At 38.7% G+C, this 16640-nt stretch carries 18 protein-coding genes; all 18 read right to left on the minus strand.

All coding sequences use genetic code 11. The annotated features are described in order from the left end of the window. The coding region (dprA, locus tag V7164_RS00525) for a DNA-processing protein DprA (RefSeq protein ID WP_335353193.1) at positions 1–857 on the minus strand (857 nt) is incomplete at its 3' end. 94 nt (positions 858–951) lie between these two features. Then, entirely contained in the window at positions 952–1854 is a 903-nt protein-coding gene (gene sucD / locus V7164_RS00530; RefSeq protein WP_335346992.1) for a succinate--CoA ligase subunit alpha, read from the minus strand. Between the two features lie 71 nt (positions 1855–1925). Further along, complete coding sequence (sucC, locus tag V7164_RS00535; RefSeq protein ID WP_335346991.1) at positions 1926–3086, minus strand: ADP-forming succinate--CoA ligase subunit beta; 1161 nt, start codon at positions 3084–3086, stop codon at positions 1926–1928. Between the two features lie 99 nt (positions 3087–3185). Further along, complete coding sequence (locus tag V7164_RS00540; RefSeq protein ID WP_335346990.1) at positions 3186–3476, minus strand: EscU/YscU/HrcU family type III secretion system export apparatus switch protein; 291 nt, start codon at positions 3474–3476, stop codon at positions 3186–3188. After that, positions 3473–4786: a hypothetical protein gene (locus V7164_RS00545; RefSeq protein ID WP_335346989.1), complete on the minus strand. Its 1314-nt coding sequence runs from the start codon at positions 4784–4786 to the stop codon at positions 3473–3475. Before V7164_RS00545 ends, V7164_RS00540 begins: the two co-directional genes overlap by 4 nt. 12 nt (positions 4787–4798) lie before the next feature. After that, the gene (locus V7164_RS00550) at positions 4799–5578 is read right to left on the minus strand and encodes a ribonuclease HII (RefSeq protein ID WP_335346988.1); all 780 of its coding nucleotides are present in this window, start codon (positions 5576–5578) and stop codon (positions 4799–4801) included. Positions 5579–5679: 101 nt separating this feature from the next. Continuing rightward, the gene (gene ylqF / locus V7164_RS00555) at positions 5680–6558 is read right to left on the minus strand and encodes a ribosome biogenesis GTPase YlqF (RefSeq protein WP_335346987.1); all 879 of its coding nucleotides are present in this window, start codon (positions 6556–6558) and stop codon (positions 5680–5682) included. A 32-nt stretch (positions 6559–6590) separates the two neighbouring features. Continuing rightward, positions 6591–7142, minus strand: coding sequence for a signal peptidase I (lepB, locus tag V7164_RS00560; protein ID WP_335346986.1), 552 nt, complete (start codon positions 7140–7142; stop codon positions 6591–6593). Positions 7143–7341: 199 nt separating this feature from the next. Next, the gene (gene rplS, locus V7164_RS00565) at positions 7342–7686 is read right to left on the minus strand and encodes a 50S ribosomal protein L19 (RefSeq protein ID WP_335346994.1); all 345 of its coding nucleotides are present in this window, start codon (positions 7684–7686) and stop codon (positions 7342–7344) included. A 142-nt stretch (positions 7687–7828) separates the two neighbouring features. Beyond that, a complete protein-coding gene (gene trmD, locus V7164_RS00570; protein WP_335346985.1) occupies positions 7829–8569 on the minus strand; it encodes a tRNA (guanosine(37)-N1)-methyltransferase TrmD in 741 nt (246 codons plus the stop codon). Continuing rightward, positions 8566–9084 carry a ribosome maturation factor RimM gene (gene rimM / locus V7164_RS00575; protein ID WP_335346984.1) on the minus strand — a complete coding sequence of 173 codons (519 nt, stop codon included), beginning with the start codon at positions 9082–9084 and terminating at the stop codon, positions 8566–8568. The genes trmD and rimM overlap by 4 nt, the downstream gene beginning before the upstream one ends. 12 nt (positions 9085–9096) lie before the next feature. Continuing rightward, the gene (locus V7164_RS00580) at positions 9097–9483 is read right to left on the minus strand and encodes a YlqD family protein (protein WP_335346983.1); all 387 of its coding nucleotides are present in this window, start codon (positions 9481–9483) and stop codon (positions 9097–9099) included. A 173-nt stretch (positions 9484–9656) separates the two neighbouring features. Then, positions 9657–9887: a KH domain-containing protein gene (locus V7164_RS00585; protein ID WP_066289126.1), complete on the minus strand. Its 231-nt coding sequence runs from the start codon at positions 9885–9887 to the stop codon at positions 9657–9659. Positions 9888–9898: 11 nt separating this feature from the next. Beyond that, positions 9899–10171: a 30S ribosomal protein S16 gene (rpsP, locus tag V7164_RS00590; protein WP_335346982.1), complete on the minus strand. Its 273-nt coding sequence runs from the start codon at positions 10169–10171 to the stop codon at positions 9899–9901. Positions 10172–10279: 108 nt separating this feature from the next. Then, positions 10280–11632 carry a signal recognition particle protein gene (gene ffh, locus V7164_RS00595; RefSeq protein ID WP_335346981.1) on the minus strand — a complete coding sequence of 451 codons (1353 nt, stop codon included), beginning with the start codon at positions 11630–11632 and terminating at the stop codon, positions 10280–10282. 11 nt (positions 11633–11643) lie between these two features. Then, positions 11644–11976, minus strand: a complete 333-nt coding sequence (locus V7164_RS00600; RefSeq protein ID WP_335346980.1) for a putative DNA-binding protein — start codon at positions 11974–11976, stop codon at positions 11644–11646. A 137-nt stretch (positions 11977–12113) separates the two neighbouring features. After that, positions 12114–14882: a VWA domain-containing protein gene (locus V7164_RS00605; RefSeq protein WP_335346979.1), complete on the minus strand. Its 2769-nt coding sequence runs from the start codon at positions 14880–14882 to the stop codon at positions 12114–12116. Further along, the gene (locus V7164_RS00610) at positions 14866–16632 is read right to left on the minus strand and encodes a vWA domain-containing protein (RefSeq protein ID WP_335353194.1); all 1767 of its coding nucleotides are present in this window, start codon (positions 16630–16632) and stop codon (positions 14866–14868) included. Before V7164_RS00610 ends, V7164_RS00605 begins: the two co-directional genes overlap by 17 nt. Positions 16633–16640: the final 8 nt, after the last annotated feature.

Raw genomic sequence — 16640 nt, forward strand, 5'->3', positions numbered from 1 at the left:
TCTATTATATCTTCCGAAGATTTGACAAGCTTTGCCCCTTGTTGAATTAGCTCGTTCGTGCCAGCTGAATATGGACTAAAGATATTCCCTGGAAGGGCAAAGACTTCCCTTCCCTCCTGAACTGCATAGTTAGCCGTAATTAATGAGCCGCTCTTACTCTTAGCTTGTACAACGAATGTACCTTTGCAAATCCCGCTAATGATTCTGTTCCTCATAGGGAATTGCCATTTCATTGGTCTCGTAATAGGCGGATACTCTGAAAGGATTAATTGGTTTTTCATCATTTTAATAGAAAGTTCTCTATTCTCCTGCGGATAAATGTTGTACAATCCCCCCGCAATGACACCGATTGTTTTTCCCTTTAAATGAATGGCAGTTTCGTGGGCTATCTTATCAATTCCCGCTGCCAGCCCGCTTACAATCACAATTTTATTTTCAATTAATTTAGGAAAGAACCTTTGAATAGCACCTTCCCCATAGTCATTATACTGCCTTGAGCCAACAACTGCTAAATGCAAATGATTTTTCAGTAATGATAGATCGCCTTTCCCATAGAGGACCCAAGGGGGCTGATAAATTTCCTTTAATAATTCTGGGTATTCATCATCAAATATTGTAATCATGCTAATGCCATTTAATTGATACTGGCTAATTTGTTGAGGGATAAAATCTGAATGAAGATCATGAAGAATGGTAGAAGCAGTAGTGGTGTTTGTATTCTGGAGAAAAAGATCATGGAGAGTAAGGTTGTAAAGCCGCTTAAGCTCTGGATCAGCCTTTAAAATATTTAATATGGTTTTCCATCCTATCCCCCTGCAGTGGTGTAAATGAATTAATCTAAATTTAAAATCGTCCATTGGAAGCCTCCTAATCATAAATATTGCTCATGCAGAATAGCCCCCCTAAAAAAGGGGGGTCTGCATGAAGTTTTAGCTAATTTTCATTAGCGGATTAATGTGTTTTACACTTCTCATAAAGCCCTTTTTCTTTAAGGACTTTAATTAATGTTTCTCCCATTACAGATGGGGTCTCAGCAACTTCAATTCCACATTCATTCATGACGCGGATCTTTTCGTCAGCTGTTCCTTTTCCGCCTGAAATGATAGCCCCAGCATGTCCCATACGCTTTCCTGGAGGTGCAGTACGTCCGCCGATAAAGCCGACAACAGGTTTCGTCATATTCGCTTTAACCCACTCTGCAGCTTCTTCTTCAGCTGTTCCGCCGATTTCACCGATCATGATAACCGCATAAGTTTCTGGGTCTTCGTTAAAAGCTTTCAGAACATCGATGAAGTTTGTTCCGTTAACAGGGTCTCCGCCAATACCAACCGCGGTCGTTTGACCGATACCTGCTTGAGTTAACTGATGAACGGCTTCATATGTTAATGTTCCAGAACGTGAAACAACGCCCACATGACCTTTTTTATGGATATAGCCTGGCATAATTCCAATTTTGCACTCATCAGCAGTAATAACTCCAGGACAGTTAGGACCAACTAGACGAGTTTTCTTGCCTTCCATATATCGTTTAACCTTCACCATATCTAGTACAGGAATATGCTCTGTTATACAAATAGCAAGGTCAAGCTCAGCGTCAACAGCTTCTAGGATTGCATCTGCAGCAAATGGAGCAGGAACATAGATAACTGAAGCCGTTGCTCCAGTAGCTTTAACAGCTTCTTGAACAGTATTAAATACTGGTACACCTTCTACTTCAGAACCGCCTTTACCAGGAGATGTTCCTCCGACAATTTTTGTACCGTATTCTAACATTTGTTTTGTATGAAATAGTGCTGTAGAACCTGTAATTCCTTGCACCATAACTTTTGTATCTTTGTTAATAAATACACTCACGATTATTCCCCTTTCTGGTTTTCAGGTACACCGCTGTTTAAAGCTTAATAGCTTTCAGATGGTTTAGGTCATTACCCTACTAATGAAACGATTTTTTGTGCGCCGTCAGCCATAGAGTCAGCTGCAACAATATCAATGTCAGACTCAGCAAGAATTTTCTTACCTAAATCCACATTCGTACCTTCTAAGCGAACAACTAAAGGCACTTGTAAACCTACTTGTTTTGCAGCCTCTACTACACCTGTTGCGATTACATCACATTTCATTATTCCGCCAAAGATATTAACAAAAATACCTTTAACATTCTTATCAGAAAGGATGATTTTAAATGCTTCCGTTACCTTTTCTGCTGTAGCACCGCCGCCAACATCAAGGAAGTTAGCAGGATCTCCACCATAATGCTTAATGATATCCATCGTTGCCATTGCTAATCCAGCACCGTTTACCATACAGCCGATATTTCCATCTAATGAAATATAGCTTAGATCGTATTTAGATGCTTCGATTTCCTTTGGATCCTCTTCATCAAGATCACGATATTCTAAAATATCTTTTTGACGGTAAATCGCATTGCTGTCAAAGTTTAATTTTGCATCTAATGCCATTACCTTTCCATCACCAGTAACAACTAATGGGTTAATTTCAGCAATAGAACAATCCTTTTCAATATAAGCTGTATATAACCCCATCATGAATTTAACCGCTTGGTTAACAAGCTCTTTCGGAATATTGATGTTAAAGGCAATACGGCGAGCTTGGAAAGCTGTTAAACCGATAACCGGATCAATTTCTTCTTTGAAGATTTTTTCTGGTGTTTTTTCAGCAACTTCTTCGATTTCAGTTCCGCCTTCTTCAGAAGCCATTAATACAACGCGTGAAGTTGCACGGTCTAAAACTAAACCAATATAGTATTCTTTCTTTATGTCACAGCCTTCTTCAATAAGCAGGCGCTTAACTTCTTTACCCTCTGGACCCGTTTGATGAGTAACAAGTGTTTTCCCTAAAATTTCATTTGCATATGTACGAACTTCATCTATATTTTTTGCGACTTTTACACCGCCAGCTTTACCGCGTCCCCCTGCATGAATTTGTGCTTTAACTACACAAACCTCTGTACCTAATTTCTTTGCGGCTTCCACTGCTTCTTCAACTGTAAAAGCAACGATCCCATTTGGAACTGATACCCCATATTGTCTGAGGACCTCTTTCCCTTGGTACTCATGTATATTCATTTCCATCCTCCTAATTGGTCAATCGTAAAATAGACTGCGATACCATTTTATATAATGACACATTCCTTGTCCACCATTATTAACAAAATATTATCTTTATTAAATTTTATTTTTTCCCGCCTCTTTATCAGCTTTATAGATAAATGCAAAAACCTCAGCAACTGCTTCATATAATTCCTCAGGAATTTGCTCGTTAATATTAAGCTTTCCTAAAAGTTCTAACAAAGATGGGTCTTCTTGGACAGGTATATCATGCTCACTCGCTTTTGCAAGTATACTTTCTGCTATTAATCCTTTTCCCTTCGCGGAAACATATGGCGCATCCACACCATTCTTATCGTAAGTCAATGCTACAGCTTCTTTACTATGCACATTATTTTGTTTTCTCATATCCGAAAATCAACCCCGTTATATTGATTTGGCAGCCTTAAGCCGGATAAGTTTTTTTTCTTTTCAATATGATTGCTCTTTTTATCTATTGGTTTTTCAAAATGAATAGTGGAAAGGTGATATTTAATGTCTTGTAATCTTTCCTTTAAATACGGGATATAAATTTGAGCCAGGTTTTTTAAATCTTCACGATCATTTACTACGGAAATTGAAATGACCCTATTTTGAACATGTAAATCGACAATTGTTTCCTTTAAATTTTCAAGATTTAAATAAAATAAAACTCGGCAAAAATTAGGATCTATCTGACCATTTTCGGTTTTTCTTCCGCTCCATTGCATCGTCAAATCTGTCCTTTTATCCAAAAAGGTCAATGGTATTTGAAAGATTAATTGCTGGATGGGACCAGCCTCCTGCGAGAGTACCTGATACCCTGTAATTTTGTTTAATAGTTTCTCGGCAGTATTTTGAACGGGACCAGCTGCTTCCTCACTTAATAGATGCATTAGAATCGGTTTGAGAGTCTCCAATTTATTAATATTGAATGGCTCATTGTCTTTTATTAGCTTTATCATTTCATTTTCGTATGAAAATCCTATCGTTTTAATAGCGGTCTTTAATTCATCCTTTATGAATTGTGTATGTGACACCTCGTTGCTATGAAATAATGAAGACGTGGTTTTGCTTTCAGATAAACGAAGCTGATCGAGAATTAAGCTCAGCCGTTTGGAAGCATCGGATAACTCACCTTTTTTAAATATAGATTGAAGTTTGTCTAACAATGAGGAAATGGGTTCATCCTCTTGGATTGCGTATAAGGAATTTAACACATTTTTTGTAAAGGGTAACTGCTTTGACAAAACTGCATCAATAATCTTCAATCCGTCCAGCAATGTTTTGTCTTTTAGCCAGTCAGTTGCTGTATGCATCGTTTCTTTCGTTATTGGGAGTTGTTTATTTTGAAAGAATTCCAGTAAGGCAGTATTCTCTTTTGAATTTGAGAGAGCAAGTTCTTTTAATACATTTCCACTAGCAGATACATTTCCATTTCCGCCATTTCCCTCCAGCACTTTCAGGTGCACTTTCCCTTCACCTGACTGTACTTGAAACCAATGTCGCTCATGAACCGATAATGGAACTTCGAGCTGGGCGATTACTTTATTAGCCCCAACTAAAACCTCAGCAATCTGATTCGGAAATAACTTCATGACCTTACCGCTAACGATTTGCCCTGGCCTTAAAGTTAAAGCAAGATTGTCACTTAATTGATTCTGATTTAATAGAGTTTGAACAAAATTTAGAGGCTGCAAATTTTCACCTTCTTATTTCTCTTGTCCTATATAATTCTTTACTGGTGCAAAGCTTTTTCGGTGATGAGGAGTGATACCAAACATTTGAATGGCTGATAAATGTTCTTTTGTCCCGTATCCCATATTTGTAGAAAAGCCGTAAACGGGATATTCCCTTCCTAAATCAACCATTAATCGGTCACGAGTCACTTTGGCAATAATGGAGGCAGCTGCAATTGATATACTTTTGCCGTCCCCCTTAATAATTGCTTCCTCTGGATACGGTGTACTTAGTTTAACAGCATCTATAAGAAGAAAGTCAGGTTTAACCTTCAAACCTGAAATAGCCGCATGCATAGCTTTTTTCGAAGCTTCATAAATATTAATCCGGTCAATTTCTTCCGAATTAATCATTCCCACATGATAGTCTAATGCCGATTCTATAATATTCTCATAATATTCAATCCGTTTTTGTTCTGATAGCTTCTTAGAATCATCAAGCCCAGGCAAATAGAAGTCAGACGGTAGAATAACGGCAGCTGCAATAACAGGACCAGCCAAAGGACCTCGACCTACCTCGTCAACCCCAGCAATCTGAATAAAGCCTTCAGATCGATATTTTTTTTCATAGTATGTCATTTGAACATATTTTTCATAGGCTTTAACTTCTTTATCTTTTTTGTTATGCCATTTTTTTAATAGCTGTTGTACGCCTTTTCGTTCATCCTTTTCGAGCATTTTCACAAATGAGCTATGAAGATCCTTTTCATTTGCAAGCCGTTTCTCTATCTCTCGTATGTTTAGTTTCTCCATGTTGATTCCCCTTTATTTCCATAATCTATGTATCGGCCTTTTTCAGAAAATATTAAAGCCCTCTCTGTTAAAGGAAGGGCCGTGAGTTATTTATGGAATTTTTATTCATTTTCTTCCGTTTGTTCTGCTGCCAAGTCTTTAGGCTCCTCTAAGGAAATATATCCCCACTTTTCGGTTCGAAACTCCCTAATAACGAGTTCAGTTACTTTATCATAGTCAATTTCTCCGCCAGCCATTAAGCAGCCTCGAAGTTTTCCTATTTCATTAAATAATTCTACAATATCTTCAGGAATCTCATTTAGCTTATAACGATCCTTCAGCCGATCAGGGTATTTCTGCTCGAGAAATCTTAATGCATAAATAGCAATATCCTGTAAGTTTAATATCGTATCCTTAATGGCTCCTGTAAGAGCCAGCTTTAAACCGACTTGTTGATCTTCGAATTTAGGCCATAGAATTCCTGGTGTATCTAAGAGCTCTAATTCCTTCCCGACCTTTATCCACTGCTGGGCCTTAGTAACTCCTGGTGTGTTGCCAGTTTTTGCAATATTCTTTTTCGCCAGCCTATTAATTAAAGTTGATTTTCCAGCATTAGGGATCCCTACAATCATGGCACGAATAGCCCTCGGTTTTACCCCTTTTGCCTTCATTCGGTCAAATTTTTCTTTCAGAATATCTTGAGAGGCGGCCACGATTTCCTTCATGCCTTGTCCTGCCTGCGAATTAATGGCAAGTGCTCTCGTTCCTTCGTCCTGAAAATGTTTGATCCATTGCTTTGTCACTTCTTTGTCGGCCATATCAGCCTTGTTTAAAAGGACAATCCGCGGCTTATGCTGAATAATCTCATCAATCATCGGATTACGAGAAGAGTATGGGATTCTGGCATCTACCAATTCAAAAATAATATCGACTAGCTTTAGTTTTTCTGTAACTTGTCTGCGGGCTTTTGCCATATGTCCCGGAAACCATTGAATCGTCATAACTTATACCTCTTTCAAAATTGAATTGCAGATTATTTTACAATTCGAATGTCTTCTATTGGCCAATAAATAATACCTGTATTGCCTAATACCTTTTCCATTGGCACTGTCCCAATATGACGGCTGTCCTTGCTGTATCTACGGTTATCTCCCATAACAAACAGATGGCCTTCTGGAACCGTCTCTTGGCCAATCTTTTCTTGAAGCGTAAATGGTTCTGTTAGTGGTCCGTCAATGATTTGTTGCTTATACTCATCTAAATAAGGTTCATTATACGGTTTTCCGTTAACATAAAGAACATCATCCTTGTATTCAATGCGATCTCCCGGCAGCCCAATTACCCTCTTAATGTAGTCTTTATTTTCCGGTGCATGAAAAACAATAATATCAAAACGGTCTGGCTTTCCAACCTTATAGCTAAATTTATTTACAATCATCCGATCTTGATCATGCAAGGTTGGCATCATAGATAATCCATCTACCACTATAGGAGCGAATAAAAAGTATCGAATAATGGCCGCTAATAAAACTGCAATTACTAACGCTTTAGACCATTCCCATAATTCATTTTTCTTCTTTGTCATTATTTCCCCACCAATCTCAGTAAAAATCTATAGGCTGTCCTATCAACTGAGGGCACTTTTGTACCCACATTTTTATTGTACAAAAATCCTTATCAACATTCACACTTTGGACCCTATGTCATTATTATTTAACAATTATGTAATATTATAAGCTAAGAAAAAGGAGCTTGTAGTTACAAGCTCCTTCCTTTTTCTTAGATTATCGGATTTCTTTAATACGAGCTTTTTTACCACGTAGGTTACGTAGGTAGTAAAGTTTCGCACGGCGTACTTTACCGCGGCGAAGAACTTCAAGCTTCGCAATCTTTGGTGTGTGAACAGGGAATGTACGCTCTACGCCTACACCGTAAGAGATCTTACGAACTGTGAAAGTTTCGCTAATTCCACCACCACGACGCTTAATCACGACTCCTTCGTAAACCTGAATACGCTCACGAGTTCCCTCAACAATACTTACGTGTACACGTACAGTATCACCAGGACGGAACGCAGGAACATCAGAACGAAGTTGTTCTTTTGTGATTTCTTCGATTAATTTATGCATCGTTTTCAACTCCTTCCAACAGACGCTCATGCACATCTTTTCTTCTACATTGCAGCGGAACATCTTTATAGGACAAAAAACTGAAATAGTCCAGCCTAAGTCACAAAGAGTATTCTATCATAAATAAGGTCCAACTTCAATGTTATTTCTGTTCATTTTTTATTTCTTCCAGCCATTTTTTTTGCACATCAGTTAAATGAATATGTTCTAATAAATCTGGCCTGCGAGTGAATGTTCTTCTTAATGATTCCTTCGTTCTCCATTCATCAATTAAGCGATGATTGCCTGAAATTAAAATATCTGGCACTTTCATTCCTCTGAAGTCAGCAGGCCGGGTATAATGCGGATGCTCAAGAAGGCCTGTACTAAAAGAATCCTTGCGGTGGGATTCCTCATTTCCAAGGACACCAGGAAGGAGACGAACTACACTGTCAATAACTACCATAGCTCCGAGTTCCCCACCAGTTAGGACAAAATCACCGATGGATATTTCATCCGTCACCACATGCTCACGAATCCTCTCATCATAACCTTCGTAATGGCCGCAAACAAAAATAAGATGATCCAACCCTGCGAGCTCTTCTGCCTTTTTCTGAGTGTATCTTTCCCCTTGCGGACAGAGAAGGATGACTCTTGGATTGGATTTGCCTTTCTCACGTAAATCTGCAACAGCATCAAAAATCGGCTGTGGCTTTAACACCATTCCTGCACCGCCGCCATAAGGATAGTCATCTACGGTTTGATGCTTATTATCAGCATACTCCCTAAAGTTAACGACATTATATTCAACAGCATTATTTTCTGCTGCTTTTTTTAAAATAGAATGGCCAAAGACTCCATTAAACATTTCGGGAAAAAGTGTTAGAACATCGATTTTCATCATGATAGCAGTCCTTCAATTGGATCAATTATGACCATCTTTGCATTCACATTAACCTCTTTTACAACCGATTCAATATATGGAATTAGAATTTCCTTGCCGCCTTTGCCTTTTATTACCCATACATCATTTGCTCCTGGCGAGAGAACTTCACTGATTTTCCCAATTTCTTCGCCATCTATCGTGGTTACGATGCAGCCGATAATTTCATGGTAATAAAATTCATCCTCATCTAAAGCACCAAGCTGGCTCTCTGGAACCTTTAAAATTCCACCTTTCATGTTTTCAACTTGATTAATATTGTTGTAGCCATCAAAGGTAACTAAATCGAAGTTTTTATGTGTTCGATGCGATTTAACGGTTAATTCAAGAGGGCTCTTAGATTGAGGCATAAATAAAAATAATCGATTCCCAGACTTATATCTTTCATCTGCAAAATCAGTCTTTGAAATGATTCTCACTTCTCCTCTAATGCCATGGGTGTTCACTATTTTTCCAACATTAAACCATTTTTCCAATTGCCTTCACCTCTAACGTATGTCCTGAACGATTCCGTCTTTAATAATGATTGTTTTTCCGCTTTGAATATCTTCCCAGCGATCTCCAATTTCAATATCAATAATGGCATTGACTTCTTTTTCTTTAAGTTCGCTTCCTAGTGGTAGTATATGTAATTGTTCAATTTGAAAATCGAGAAGCTTAATCTTTTCCTTGCGCGTTTGAATTTCTTTCTCAAATTGCTTCTTTAAATTGGCTGCATTGAATTTTTTAGACTTTTCTTGTTTTTTCATCTCGAATCGAAGCTGATCGCATTCTTTTTGGAACTGCAGCTTGTTAGAGTGATATTTATTTAATAGTTCACTTTTACTATTTTCGGTAAGAACTTGTTTAACCACGACAGATTGAATGATTTTCATCTTTAATGCCTCCTAAGGCTTTAATCGTGCATTAGTTCTGAATAAGTGACTGAAGAATCATGTAATTGGCAAAAAGGAGGGGACCTAAAGGGACCCCTCCTTTTTGCTAATTAAGCATGGCATAAAATCTGCCAATACTTTCGTATGTTTCAGTTATAGCGCTTAGAGAAGCATTATTCACTGATTTCTAGAAAAACCTTTTTCTGCTGTGATGATCCTGCTGCATAAACAACAGTTCGTATTGCTTTCGCAACGCGCCCTTGCTTCCCAATTACTTTCCCCATGTCATTCTTGTTGACAGAAAGCTGATAGGTTACGCGGTTGTCTTCTTCAAGTACATTCACATGCACTTCGTCCGGAAAATCAACAAGGGGCTTAACAATCGTTTCGATAAGCTCTTTCATCTTATTAGAAATTACTTGCCGTTTTTAGCGTTATGGAATTTCTCCATAATGCCTTGCTTAGAGAATAAGTTACGAACAGTGTCAGATGGTTTTGCACCAGTTTGAAGCCATTTAAGAGCAAGCTCTTCATTAATATCAACGATAGCTGGCTCAGTAACTGGATTGTAAGTTCCTACTGTTTCAATGAAACGTCCATCACGTGGTGAACGAGAATCAGCTACAACGATACGATAGAAAGGAGATTTCTTTGCTCCCATACGTTTTAAACGAATTTTTACTGCCATAATTTAAAGCACCTCCGAATAGTTTCACACAAGATAGTATATTATCAGATATTCAATAAGTTTGTAAAGGGTTTTTTCTTTACAGCATAAGAAAAAGTTTCATTTTGATTAAAAAGGATTAAATGGAAGTTTAAATCCGCCCTTTTTCTTCCCTTTTTGCTGCATTCCTGACATTTGCTTCATCATTTTCTTCATATCTTCAAATTGCTTCAGCAAACGGTTTACTTCAGGTACAGTTGTACCGCTTCCCTTTGCTATTCGCTTCCGACGGCTTGCATTAATCGTTTCTGGATGAATTTTCTCATCCTTTGTCATCGATCTAATAATGGCTTCAACCTGTGAAATTTGCTTTTCATCAACCTGAAGCTTATCTAAGCCTTTCATTTTGCTGGCTCCAGGAAGCATTTTCAGCAATTCATCCAATGGCCCCATACTGCGAACCTGGCTTAATTGCTCTAAAAAGTCATCAAACGTTAAGGAAGCTGTGCGCATTTTTTGCTGCATTTCTTTCGCTTTTTCTTCATCAACGTTCGCCTGGGCTTTTTCAATAAGAGTAAGAACATCACCCATGCCTAAAATTCTTGATGCCATTCTTTCAGGATGGAATGGCTCAAGCGCATCCAATTTCTCACCTAAACCAACAAATTTAATAGGAGTATTCGTGACGGAGCGAATAGATAGAGCAGCTCCTCCACGAGTATCACCATCAAGCTTTGTCAGTACGACACCAGTTAATCCAAGCAGCTCATTAAAGCTTTGCGCTACATTAACAGCGTCTTGACCTGTCATTGCATCAACGACTAGGAAGATCTCATCTGGTTTAGACAACTCTTTAATTTGCTTAAGCTCATCCATCAACGCTTCATCAACATGTAATCGTCCCGCCGTGTCAATCAAGACATAATCATGATGATCTTCCTTTGCCTTTGCAATGGCTTGCTTAGCTATTTCGACAGGGCTCACCTTGTCTCCTAATGAAAAAACAGGCATACTTAGCTGTTTCCCAAGAGTTTCGAGCTGCTTAATAGCAGCTGGACGATAAATATCAGCTGCAACCAGCAATGGGTTTCGGTTGTACTTCTTACGAAGCAAGTTCGCAAGCTTACCAGTTGTAGTGGTTTTACCTGCCCCTTGTAAACCAACCATCATAATGACAGTCGGCGGACGGTTAGAGACAGCAATTTTGCTTTGCTCGCCACCCATTAACAGAGTCAATTCTTCTTTAACGACTTTAACAACCTGCTGCCCTGGTGTTAAGCTCTTTAACACTTCTTGCCCGACAGCCCGTTCACTTACTTTTTTGACAAATTCTTTGACGACCTTAAAGTTAACGTCTGCTTCTAATAATGCAAGACGAACATCTCGCATCATTTCTTTTACATCCGCTTCATTTACTTTCCCTTTGCCGCGGATCTTCTGGATTGTATTCTGCAGTCGGTCGGCTAATCCTTCAAATGCCATGTTGCCGCCTCCTAATCTAATTTCTCAAGCTCAGCAATCATTGAATCCATTACCTTTTGAAACTCGGGATTTTCTTTAAGAATATCCTTCATGCTTGCAATCAGCTTACTTCGCTCTTGAAATTTTTGAAATAATAACAGCTTTTCTTCATACTCTTCAAGCATTGCTTCGGTGCGTTTAATATTGTCGTAAACTGCTTGACGACTGACATCATACTCCTCTGCAATCTCTCCAAGCGAAAAATCATCCAGGTAATAAAGGGACATATAGCTTCGTTGCTTAGGAGTCAACAACGATTGATAAAAATCATAAAGATAATTCATTCTCGTTGTCTTTTCTAACATCCCTACTCCCCCTTGTTAAGTGAAAAGCCTTTACAAACATAGTTTACCTAGGACATTTAAATATGTCAAGAAATTATCTTTACATTCCGAATTAGTCAAAAGTAAACTTGTAAATATTGTCTTAATAGCCATAATCTTTAATTCTTCCGTTTTTTTGCTTCAAGCAGCCTCTTCATTCTTTCAGCACGTTCTTCTGCTGAAGCTTGAACCTCTTTTTGTACTTTCTTCGTCCTAATTTGTTTCATTTTATCATTTGTTTGCGGGTTCTTCACCGATTTTTCTTCAATATTAACAGTGGGCTCCTCCTTAATAGGAAATGCCTGTTTTATTTTTTCTTTACTATCCAAACTGCTTCCCCGTTTTTCCAATTTCGTTTTTCTATTGTGACTGAATATAGTAATTAACCCAAATCGTCTGATTGCGATATCGATAAAAAATAGCAAAAAGGCAGCTAGAATTAACCATTGACTTATTGGCTGCTTCTCATATTTTTTGGACAATAGGGGCCTAAAGGTTTCCTTTTCGGTCACTAAAGCTTTTCCCCCGGTCTTTTTAGCTAATTCCGTAAGAAGGGCTTCATTCGGACCATTGATTAAATACTCATCTGAATATGGAACAGTGAATCCAGTTTGATAAGTATGAATTGATCCGTCTTGATTTGTTTGCTTTACACTTAGAAAAAACATACCTGACGAATTTGGCATAGAAAGCTCGTATTTTCCTGGAGCCACAAGCTTTGTATTCGTATTAAGGACTTCCCCGCTCTCTGAAACGAGAGAAGCTTCAATTGGCAAAGTCTGGTTTGTTGCTGATTCTAATGTTAGAATCGGATTGCCATCTTCCTTAGAAAATTGAATTCGATATGGCTCGCTTTCATACTGAGGAAGAGTCTTTGTCACAAGCTGATTAATAAATAGCGGCCAGTTTTCCCAGCGAGCCCAGTCACCTGACCATTTTCCTGAAAAATCAGATGTAAAGGCAATCGTATACCCCATACCATATTGCCATTCCGCAACGATCGGATCTTCCTTTTCACTTAAAATAGGCACCTGTGCTCGGCCCTTTGATGTTGTGGCAATGTATGCGTTCATATTCGGAACCCCATCCTGAAATAATTTTGACCAGTCAGGAAAGGGCTGGATACTAGGAAAAAAAGGATTGTCCTCAATATATGTTCTAGTTGCCATGACAGTTTCACGTGAGAGAATGCTTGGGATCACCGAAGAATCTGTCACATCATAGAAACGGCCAGATCCCATATTGGCTAAATCCTCTAGGAGACCTCGATCAGCATCGCTTCCTAACGCTACTGTTGACAGGGTAATATTTTTTTCCTTTCCCCTTTCAATTAATCCCTCATAATCACCCCCGGGCGCTTGACCATCCGTCAGCAGGATAATATGCTTTCGCTGCAGCCTCAGATCCTCTAGCTCCTGAAAAGCGAGCTCCAAAGAAGAATAAATTTCAGTTCCGCCGCCTGGTGTAACAGATCGAATTTGATCGGCCGCTTTTTTCTTATCTTTTAAGGGCTTTGTTTCAACAATTACCCAAGGACGGTCATCAAAAGCAATAAAGCCAAGGGTATCCTCTTCCCGCAATAATTCTACAGATCTTGCCGCTGCTTCTTTTGCGAGTTCAAGCTTTGATCCTGCCATACTTCCAGACCGATCCATTACAATCATCAGACCGAGAGAAGGCATCTCTTGTTTCCCTTTAAGATCCATATCTACAGGCAAAAGCTTTTCGATAGGTGTTTTAAAGTACCCTCCTAGACCAAAGCTTTCCTCCCCTCCTGCCATCACAAAGCCAGTACCAAATTCCTTTACTGCTTTCTCAATCATATTCATCTGGCTCTCTGTAATGACGGTTGCTGGTACGTTATTGAAAATAATAGCTTGGTACTGAAGATAGCTTGATAGTGAAGTCGGAAGTTTTTCCGGCGAAATAGTTTCAGCCTCTACTCCAGAATTACTTAAAATAGCTTCTAAACTGCCGCCATCTTTTCCTTGAACAATTAATATTTTAGGTGTCCCTTTAACGTTTGTAACAGAATGCATCATATTATTTTCTATAAAAGTATCGTTTTCGGCAGCAATCTCACCCTTATATACTGTAAGTCCCGATGTATCCGCTTTGTGAGTAAAAGTATAGACATTCTTTCCTTCCTTCACATGAACGATCTCTTTGAGAATTTCTTGATTATTTACTGAGAGCCGAATGACGGCATTTTTATCAGCGTTGCTATCAATGATAAAGGAAACTAGTGCCTCCTCACCTTTATACAGTGAAGGAGGAACATTTATCTCAGATAATGACATATCTTCCCCGACATGATTTTTTAACAGAACATAATCAAGTTCAATATTGCGATTTTTAAGAAGATTAGCCGCCTCCTCACTGTTCCCTATCGTCTCATTTCCATCCGATAGCAGCACGATTCTGCCGCTGGAATTAGGAGGAATTAATGATGCTGCAAACTGCATTCCAGCTTCTATATTTGTTTCACCATCATCGATCTCGCTATTAAATTGCTGAACCGGATTCTTTCTGATTCCAGTATTTTGTTCCAGTGAAACATTTTCACCAAAAGTGACTACAGCGAAAGAATCATCCTGTTGCTTATCCATGACACTCTTTTCAATCCATTCAAGAAGCTGGTGGTCAGATTGGCTGACACTTGCAGAACGGTCAGCTAGAAAAACAACCGTTTCGCCCTTTGCTGGAAGTAATATTTGCGGGACCGTTAAGGCAAAAATTAATAGAGCAAATATAGTCAGTCTAATACTTGCTATCCAATAGGATTCCTTGGAATGAATTTGATTTTTATGCTTAAGGTATAGATAGACTGCCAATACTGCAGGAATTAGCAGCAAAAATAGAATGGGATAATTAAACTCTATGCCCACGCCTGAATACCTCCCATTCTAAAGCAATAAAACATAAAGCTATCAAGGCAAGCCAAAACCAAAGTTTATCATTCGGGTTTTCCCTTTTCCCATTCTCTTGAGCTTGCTGCTCATTGAAATGAAAAGCTAGCTCCGTCATTGGATGTTTCTCCCGATCGTCAAGCAGGACTGAAAAATAGAATATTTTATTTCCTGAAACAGCCTGATAGGTGCCTGGCTCAATAGGTGCTTTAAAGCTTTCCTTCGTTAAATCCAAAGAAAATAAATTCTTATCTTCGTTATTGAAAATTTCGATGCTGTGATTTCCTTGACTAATGTTCAACCATTTTTCCTCACCTGGTCCAAAGTAACCTAGAAAGTCTGTCTGCTTCGAAAGCCACTCGTATGCGTTATATAGAAAAATTGGAAAGCTTGGCTGAAGTGGCCAATCAGAATCCGATAATGAAAAGTTTACGATGATGATGGGGTAGCCATTTACTTGTCCCCTTTGGATTAATGGCAGATTGCCGCTTCTTAAAATCGTTTCCCAATCACCCTGTAATTCCTTCGATGCTGCATCAATATATATTTTTCCATAATCAACATATTGAAGCAGCCGATCATCTTTCGCTGCCAACGGTTCAGACAGCTTTATTTTGTCATTGTTTGTATTGAAAAAAATTATTGGCTGTTCGAGTTGTTTTGGCAACTCGGTGCCTTCCGACAAGAGGATTCCTTGGACATGGTCAGCATTACCTGTACTTGTTTGCAGCAGCTCCGCCCCGATTGTTTGAAAACCTTTTATTGCAAATGGGTTTACCTCTCCTACTGTATATACCTTTGGATTACTTTCTGTATAAATTGAGGTTGAGAAATTATCCGCTTCATATCCATCTTGAGTTAAGATCATTGCTTCGTAATATGGCTTCTCAGGCAGGGAAGGAATCTGCACGACATATTGCTGCTCCCCTTCGATAGTAAACTTTTGTTCGAAAAGCTCATCTCCTTCACTTTTCACTATAAAATCAATTTCCGTCTTTTCATTTGATTGATTTTCAATTAAAGCAACACCAGTAATATGTCCATCAACAGGTGCAACCCCAAATGAAACAAGTGAAGCATTGTTGACATCCTCCCCGATATTATGAACCTCAACATATTGATCCTTCATAGCCTCTTCAACATTTGACTTCGTAACTCCGTCTGAAAAAATATGGATGGACGTATCCTTTTCAGTAGAAAGCGAGGCTGCTAGGTTCATTGCTTTATCCATCTGCTCATGCTCATAGGTCAATTGCAAGCTATTGACTAGCTTTTTTATGACAGCAGCATTCCTTTCATGGCTTAAAAGAATTTCCGGCTTTTTCCCCGCTTTTATCAAGGTGACCTCCTGCCCTTCAAGCTTTTCTACTAAATTAAGCATTTTCTGCTTTGCTATATCAAAGCGGCTGCTTTTTTCAAATTTAGCTGACATAGAGGCTGAAGAATCAATAATCATGATGACATGATCCCCCTTTATAACGTTCTCAAACCAAAACGGTCGGACAAGTGAAAACATTAACAGTAGAAGGGCTAACAGCTGGAGCCAAAATAATAAGTTTTGCTGAAGCTTCTTAAGCCAAGGAGATGCTTGCCACTCATTTAAAACTTGTTCCCAAAGAAAGTTAGAGGAAACAGATTTCTCCACATATTGCTTCCGGAAAAAATAAAATAATATGACGGCAGCTATAAAAACACTTAATAGAAAAAACCACGGATTTAAAAATTGCATAGCTTCAC

Origin of the sequence: Bacillus sp. JJ1474 (assembly GCF_036965225.1) — a bacterium.
Classification (GTDB): domain Bacteria; phylum Bacillota; class Bacilli; order Bacillales; family Cytobacillaceae; genus Cytobacillus.

What these genes read in the sequence shown, in the direction of transcription:
- V7164_RS00585 (WP_066289126.1), bottom strand. Translation starts at nt 9,887, where the DNA reads ATGAAAGAGCTTATCGAAACGATTGTTAAGCCCCTTGTTGATTTTCCG.
- V7164_RS00610 (WP_335353194.1), bottom strand. Translation starts at nt 16,632, where the DNA reads ATGCAATTTTTAAATCCGTGGTTTTTTCTATTAAGTGTTTTTATAGCT.
- V7164_RS00580 (WP_335346983.1), bottom strand. Translation starts at nt 9,483, where the DNA reads ATGAAAATCATTCAATCTGTCGTGGTTAAACAAGTTCTTACCGAAAAT.
- lepB (WP_335346986.1), bottom strand. Translation starts at nt 7,142, where the DNA reads ATGACAAAGAAGAAAAATGAATTATGGGAATGGTCTAAAGCGTTAGTA.
- ffh (WP_335346981.1), bottom strand. Translation starts at nt 11,632, where the DNA reads ATGGCATTTGAAGGATTAGCCGACCGACTGCAGAATACAATCCAGAAG.
- rpsP (WP_335346982.1), bottom strand. Translation starts at nt 10,171, where the DNA reads ATGGCAGTAAAAATTCGTTTAAAACGTATGGGAGCAAAGAAATCTCCT.
- V7164_RS00550 (WP_335346988.1), bottom strand. Translation starts at nt 5,578, where the DNA reads ATGGAGAAACTAAACATACGAGAGATAGAGAAACGGCTTGCAAATGAA.
- V7164_RS00600 (WP_335346980.1), bottom strand. Translation starts at nt 11,976, where the DNA reads ATGTTAGAAAAGACAACGAGAATGAATTATCTTTATGATTTTTATCAA.
- trmD (WP_335346985.1), bottom strand. Translation starts at nt 8,569, where the DNA reads ATGATGAAAATCGATGTTCTAACACTTTTTCCCGAAATGTTTAATGGA.
- rplS (WP_335346994.1), bottom strand. Translation starts at nt 7,686, where the DNA reads ATGCATAAATTAATCGAAGAAATCACAAAAGAACAACTTCGTTCTGAT.
- ylqF (WP_335346987.1), bottom strand. Translation starts at nt 6,558, where the DNA reads ATGACGATTCAATGGTTTCCGGGACATATGGCAAAAGCCCGCAGACAA.
- V7164_RS00540 (WP_335346990.1), bottom strand. Translation starts at nt 3,476, where the DNA reads ATGAGAAAACAAAATAATGTGCATAGTAAAGAAGCTGTAGCATTGACT.
- sucC (WP_335346991.1), bottom strand. Translation starts at nt 3,086, where the DNA reads ATGAATATACATGAGTACCAAGGGAAAGAGGTCCTCAGACAATATGGG.